Source organism: Rhizobium sp. CF080, from assembly GCF_000282095.2.
In the GTDB taxonomy this organism is placed as follows: Bacteria; Pseudomonadota; Alphaproteobacteria; order Rhizobiales; family Rhizobiaceae; genus Neorhizobium.
Window position 1 is genome coordinate 1 of record NZ_AKKC02000006.1, and the last position, 5,217, is coordinate 5,217.

Annotated in this window: 6 protein-coding genes; 3 read left to right on the forward strand and 3 right to left on the reverse strand. The window is 57.4% G+C overall.

The annotated features are described in order from the left end of the window. The 3 genes from tnpB to PMI07_RS17285 all read left to right on the forward strand — a co-directional run. A partial coding sequence (tnpB, locus tag PMI07_RS17275; protein WP_037087403.1) for an IS66 family insertion sequence element accessory protein TnpB occupies nt 1-181 on the forward strand: 181 nt, incomplete at its 5' end. Nucleotides 182-253: 72 nt separating this feature from the next. Continuing rightward, nucleotides 254-1,822 (forward strand): IS66 family transposase, encoded by a 1,569-nt coding sequence (locus PMI07_RS17280; protein ID WP_007755480.1) that lies wholly within the window; start codon nt 254-256, stop codon nt 1,820-1,822. Further along, on the forward strand, nt 1,822-2,127 hold the full coding sequence (locus tag PMI07_RS17285; protein ID WP_024163877.1) for a hypothetical protein: 306 nt from the start codon (nt 1,822-1,824) through the stop codon (nt 2,125-2,127). Before PMI07_RS17280 ends, PMI07_RS17285 begins: the two co-directional genes overlap by 1 nt. Nucleotides 2,128-2,443: 316 nt before the next feature. Here PMI07_RS17285 and PMI07_RS17290 read toward each other — a convergent pair whose 3' ends face one another. From PMI07_RS17290 to PMI07_RS17300, 3 genes are all read right to left on the reverse strand, one after another. Continuing rightward, on the reverse strand, nt 2,444-2,728 hold the full coding sequence (locus PMI07_RS17290) for a YrhB domain-containing protein (protein WP_037087406.1): 285 nt from the start codon (nt 2,726-2,728) through the stop codon (nt 2,444-2,446). After that, a complete protein-coding gene (locus PMI07_RS17295) occupies nt 2,725-3,627 on the reverse strand; it encodes a toxin glutamine deamidase domain-containing protein (protein WP_024163878.1) in 903 nt (300 codons plus the stop codon). Before PMI07_RS17295 ends, PMI07_RS17290 begins: the two co-directional genes overlap by 4 nt. 95 nt (nt 3,628-3,722) lie before the next feature. Then, nucleotides 3,723-5,217 (reverse strand): RHS repeat-associated core domain-containing protein (locus tag PMI07_RS17300; RefSeq protein WP_024163879.1); only part of this gene is annotated, 1,495 nt, incomplete at its 5' end.

The following is a 5,217-nucleotide window of genomic DNA, read 5'->3' on the forward strand; positions in this document are numbered from 1 at the left end:
TTTATGGTGGGATGGCCAAGGGTTCTGCCTGTTTTACAAGATTCTGGAACGCGGATACTTTCCCTGGCCGACGGCCAAGGAGGGCGTTGCCCATCTCACACAGGCTCAGTTGTCGATGCTTGTTGAGGGGATCGACTGGCGCCGACCGGCCTGGACTTCCGCCCCTGGTCGCACAGGTTAAACCCTATATTTTGCAGGGGCATCCGGGGCAAATCGCTAGTTCTTTCGCTGCAAATCGGCTATGTTTTTGGCCATGGAAACGGCGCCGCGAGACAGTCAGGATGAACTATTAGCCTTGCGCGCGCTCGTCGCTGAACAAGCGGCAAGACTTGAAAGCCAGGAAGCAGAAGTCAGCAAGCGTGACTCCATTATTGGCCTCCTGCGCGCGCAGCTGGAACTGCTGCGCCATCGCCAGCATGGCCCTTCCTCGGAAAAGATAGATCGGAAGATTGAGCAATTCGAACTGATGCTGGAGGAGATCGAGGCCTCCCGCGCCGAGGCCGAGATGCGCTCCGGGAAGCATCCTTTGCCAGAGCTGGACGATGCATCTGACAAGCCGAAGCGCAAACCCTTGCCGGATGGCCTTCCAATCGAAGAGCTTGTTTATCCGGCCCCCTGCAATTGCCCGACGTGTGGTGGCACATCGTTCCTGAAGGCTGCCGACAAGGTGGTTCAGGTGATGGAGCACGTGCCGGCATCCGTGAAGATTGTCCGCCATGTCGAAAAGCGGATGGTTTGCAGGGACTGCGATACGACGGTCTCAGGCGAGATGCCAACCTTGCCGATCGAGCGCGGCAAGCCTGGACCTGGATTGCTCGCTCATATCATGGTCGCCAAGTTCGACGACCACATCCCACTCTATCGTCTTTCCGAGATGTACGACCGGCTGGGAATAGACATCTCCCGGTCCGTCATGGCGGACTGGGTTGGCCGCGTTTCCGTTCTATTGACCCCGCTGATTGTGCTGATCAGAACCCATATCGCCGCCGTCGATCGAATACACACCGACGATACCCCGGTCGATGTTCTCGACCCTGGGCGGGGCAAGACCAAAACCGGAAGGGTCTGGGTTTATGTCTTCGACGGGAGTTGCTACCGAGACCCGACACCCAGGGCTATCGCCTACTATTACAGCCCCGACCGCAAAGGCGCGCATCCGGCCGATCACCTCGCGGACTTCCGCGGCGTGATGCATGCCGATGGTTACGGTGGTTACAAGAAGCTCTACGGCAACCAGATCATCGAGGCGGCCTGCATGGCGCATGTGCGCCGCAAATTCCATGACGTGATCAAGCTGAAGCCGTCACCGATTGCTGATGAGGCATTGGCCCGCATCGGCGCGCTCTACGATATCGAGGATCGTATCCGCGGCATGTCGGCCGAAGAGCGGCGCACGCTGCGGCAGGAACATGCCAGGCCCATCCTGCGGGACTTGAAGGCCTGGATCGAGGATACGCAGCGGACGTTGCCGCAAAAGCAGAAACTGGCGGAAGCGATGCGTTACGCCCTGTCGCGCTGGGTGGCGTTGAGTGTCTACATCGATGACGGGCGCGTCGAGATCGACAACAACATAGCCGAACGTGCCATGCGTCCACTGGGAATTGGCAGGAAGAACTGGCTTTTTGCCGGCTCCGATAACGGCGGTGAGCGCATCGCCAATATCCTGACCATCATCGAGACGGCCAAACTGCATGGCCACAACCCGGAAACTTATCTCACCGAGGTTCTCGGCCATATCAAGGACTACCCAAAAGACCGGCTCAAAGACCTGTTACCTTGGAATATGTTGCCGGCAACCACCGCTCTACAAAAGGCTGTCTGATGGCTCGTTCGACGCACATCTATACGATCGAAGACGTCGCCACCATGATCGGCGAGAACCTTGAGCTCCTCCAGGAGATTGCCGCCAACTCCGACAATATCGACTACGGCGAAATGGTCCACCTCCACAACGGCACTGAGGACGGCACCACCGGATTTACCCGGCGCGGTGTCGAAAGCCTTCAGGAGTTCCTCGCCGAAATCAGGTCATGGGACGGAGGTGTCCGCGAGTTCCTTGCCAATGAAAATTGCGATCCAGAAATGATCGAACGCGTCATGGCTGAGGAGGCGAAGCTATCCGTCTGAACTGAAAAATCCGTTCACCGGACGCTCACACTTCTTGGGGGTATTCCTTCCGTTCAAAGCCTGCGGATAGGCAGGCACCACGAAAAGCACAGCAAGGCGGCGAGGAACACAATCAACTGCATTAATGTCACTCAGAATAGGTGTGTTCGGCTTTACTGCCGAGGCTCCGGGTCGGCGATAGGAAACTGGACAATCAATAGCTTGTTCCGAGAATTGTCGGTTCGCTTGTGCGCCCGCCGCCTGAGACTTTGCCATTGCTATCCCCAAACTTCACCGGCCGGACAAAACTGCAGAATTCCTGCGCCTATCTTTTCAGTTAATTTGCCTTAACTTGCTTCAGTGCCTCTTGCCAAGGTAAGTCACTCCTCAGCTCAAACAAAGCTCCGTCTTCACTTATAAAGATTGGCCCGTTCCCTCCAAGCGCCCAACGTATTTCTCCTGTTTCAACAAAAGACGTCGAGTTATAGAAGAATATCCATCCGTTACTTAAATATTTTGTATTCTCCAGGGTTATCGAGAGATCACACCCCACGCTTTTTTCAAGCTCTTTAATCCTAGATTTTGCCAATGTTTCGGCCTCTTCAAATCCTATCTTTTTCACTCATTCGTCCTCATTAAATGAAAGCTGCTGTATCCGTGAAATGATGGAACACCGCCTATCTGTCCATCTAAAAATCGTACCTGCCCGTTTTGATTTACCACATTGAAAAAGTGGCCCGTTTCGGTACCGCGAGCTCCAAAAACCACACCCCGAGCGCCACTACCTGCATTCGACATGGTCTTTGAAATTCCGTTAATCGTCGTAGCCCGACTAAACTGCGAACCGAACAAATCTTGTAAATCACCCACTCGGGTCGGCCCACCCGGTAGGGCCGACGCGGGCCGGCCAGCCAGCGTAGCATCAGTAGCAATCGCACAGTTTGCACAATTTAGAGTGCCGCCTGTCGGGTTGACGTTTCGGATTGAGCCGCCCTGTTGGGATGTAATCGCCCCAAAAAGACCTGTCCCAGCTTTGGTCGCTTTTGATTCCAGAGACTTTGACAGGGCCGCACTTGCGGTACCTGCCGCGCCAATAGCATTAGCGATGTTTGCCGCATCAAACATCGATATTCCAACAGCATCCCCATCCGCCAGGCGCTTTTCACCTTCTCGTGCTGCGGCGTTTGTTTCGAAGAAAGCTTGTAGGAGATCATACTCCTGTTGGGAAATTGAGCCGTTATCCAAGCTTTCGCCTGCATCATTCATCCCGGCTTCTTCGAAGCCGGGCGAATTCGGATCGTCTGCCCCCTCGACAACATGTCCGTTCGGATCGGATTTATTAATGGGATCGTTCTGGGCGTAGGCATATCGGTTGGTTCCAACGCCTTCGAGAGTCGGATCCCAGTCGTCGGGGGAGATGAATCGTGCGTCGGCGGTGGGTGCGAATGGAGCGCCCAGCATGGCGCCGATAAGTAGCAGGCTGAGGACGCGTGCAAGGAACGGCCGGACGAGAGAGCGCATCGAGGATTTCCGGGTGCGAGAGTTGGAACGGTAGCTTGGGTGTGGCTTGGTTGGTAGGCGAGCGACCTTCTCGGCCGCTCGCCTGGGCGCTCTGACTACCGGTCGGATGCTGTTGGAGCCGTGCCGTTGGCGGATGTGGGAGATCCGGGTTTGGCGATGGCCGCGGGCACAAGCCTCATGATCGTCTTTGCCTGCCGTTCGCCATCGACTTCCATGTCTGCCTCATCATCCTTTTCGATGAAGCGTCCGAAGGCCGGGTCGTAATATCTTGCGTTGAGATACATCAGCCCGGTTTCAACGTCGAAGCGTTCGCCGATATAGCCCTTCTTCGTCTGCATCGCCGGATTGGTGGTTTCCCCATACGCGGCATAGCTGGTCTGTTCGGCAACATTGCCGGCAGCGTCGGTGACCAGACGCACCGACGACAGGTGGTCGCGGTGAAGGAAATATTTGCTGGTCACGCCAGCGGCCGTGGCAACGACCTTGATGTCGGGATGCGGATAGTAGGTATAGACCTCCGCCCCAGGCGTCGTCCGGTCGATCTCGATATCGGCGCCGGCATAAAGCGTCTTGCCAAACGCCCAGTTCTTCATCACCCGCGATCCGTCCGCACCGTAGGAGAAGGTCACCGCCGATCCCCCTTGCGTGACGCTGGCAAGCTGGTTCGACCGGTCCCACACCAGCGTGCGGGTGCCGTCCGAGACCATGTTGCCGTTGGCGTCGTAACCGATCGGCTTCGTCCCGATCTGGGTTGCCGCATGCGGACGGATGGCCGCACCGGCCGGATAGGTATAGGTGCCGGCGATCCGGGTGCGCGACAGAAGGTTGCCGGTCGACGAATAGCTATAGGTCTCGTCGAGTGCATTGTTGCCGGCATTGTCGGCCGAGGTCAGACGGTCGAGGTCGTCATAGGCATAGGTCCAGCTGTCGGATGTGGTGAGACCAACGATGGTCTTGATCCGCCCCAGCTTGTCGCGCGTGTACTGATTGTCCATCAGCACGGTGGTGCCCTTGGCTGTCGTCACCCGCGTCAGCCACCGGCGGGTCGGCGAATAGGCAAACGCCGTCGTCACCCCGTTGACATAGGCGATCGACTTCGTCTGGCCGTCCGCCTCGTAAGTGGCGGCACTGATATAACCGGGCACCGTCAGCAGCTTGTTGGCGGTATTGTAGGTCCACGGCGCCGCCGACGTGCCGACTGGGATCGAAGCTGGCACCGCAGCCGGTGTATAGGCGATCGACAGGGTCTGCTCGGACTTGCCCCTGGTCTCCGCCGTCGTATGGGTGATCCCATCGATCACTGTCCTGGTGGTCAATACTGTCGTCGAACCGCTCAGGCTGCGGCTAAAACTCTGGGTCGCCGCTGCGTTCACCGACTTCGTCAAAAGCCCGACATTGTGGAAGGGGGCCGATCCGACGCCCGCATCCGCCGTGTCATAAGTATTGGTGGCCGTCACCGTGGCGGTCGTCTCGCCAACCGCCTTGACCTGCTTGGTGAGAAGCCGGCCCATTTGGTCGTAGGAAAGCGTCGTCACCGCCCCACGCCCATCCGTCTGGCTGACCAGCCGGTTGGCGTTGTCGTACGTATAG

Bases quoted from the DNA above. Each gene is read 5' to 3' on its own strand.
- PMI07_RS17285 (WP_024163877.1), top strand. From the start codon at position 1,822: ATGGCTCGTTCGACGCACATCTATACGATCGAAGACGTCGCCACCATG.
- PMI07_RS17280 (WP_007755480.1), top strand. From the start codon at position 254: ATGGAAACGGCGCCGCGAGACAGTCAGGATGAACTATTAGCCTTGCGC.
- PMI07_RS17295 (WP_024163878.1), bottom strand. From the start codon at position 3,627: ATGCGCTCTCTCGTCCGGCCGTTCCTTGCACGCGTCCTCAGCCTGCTA.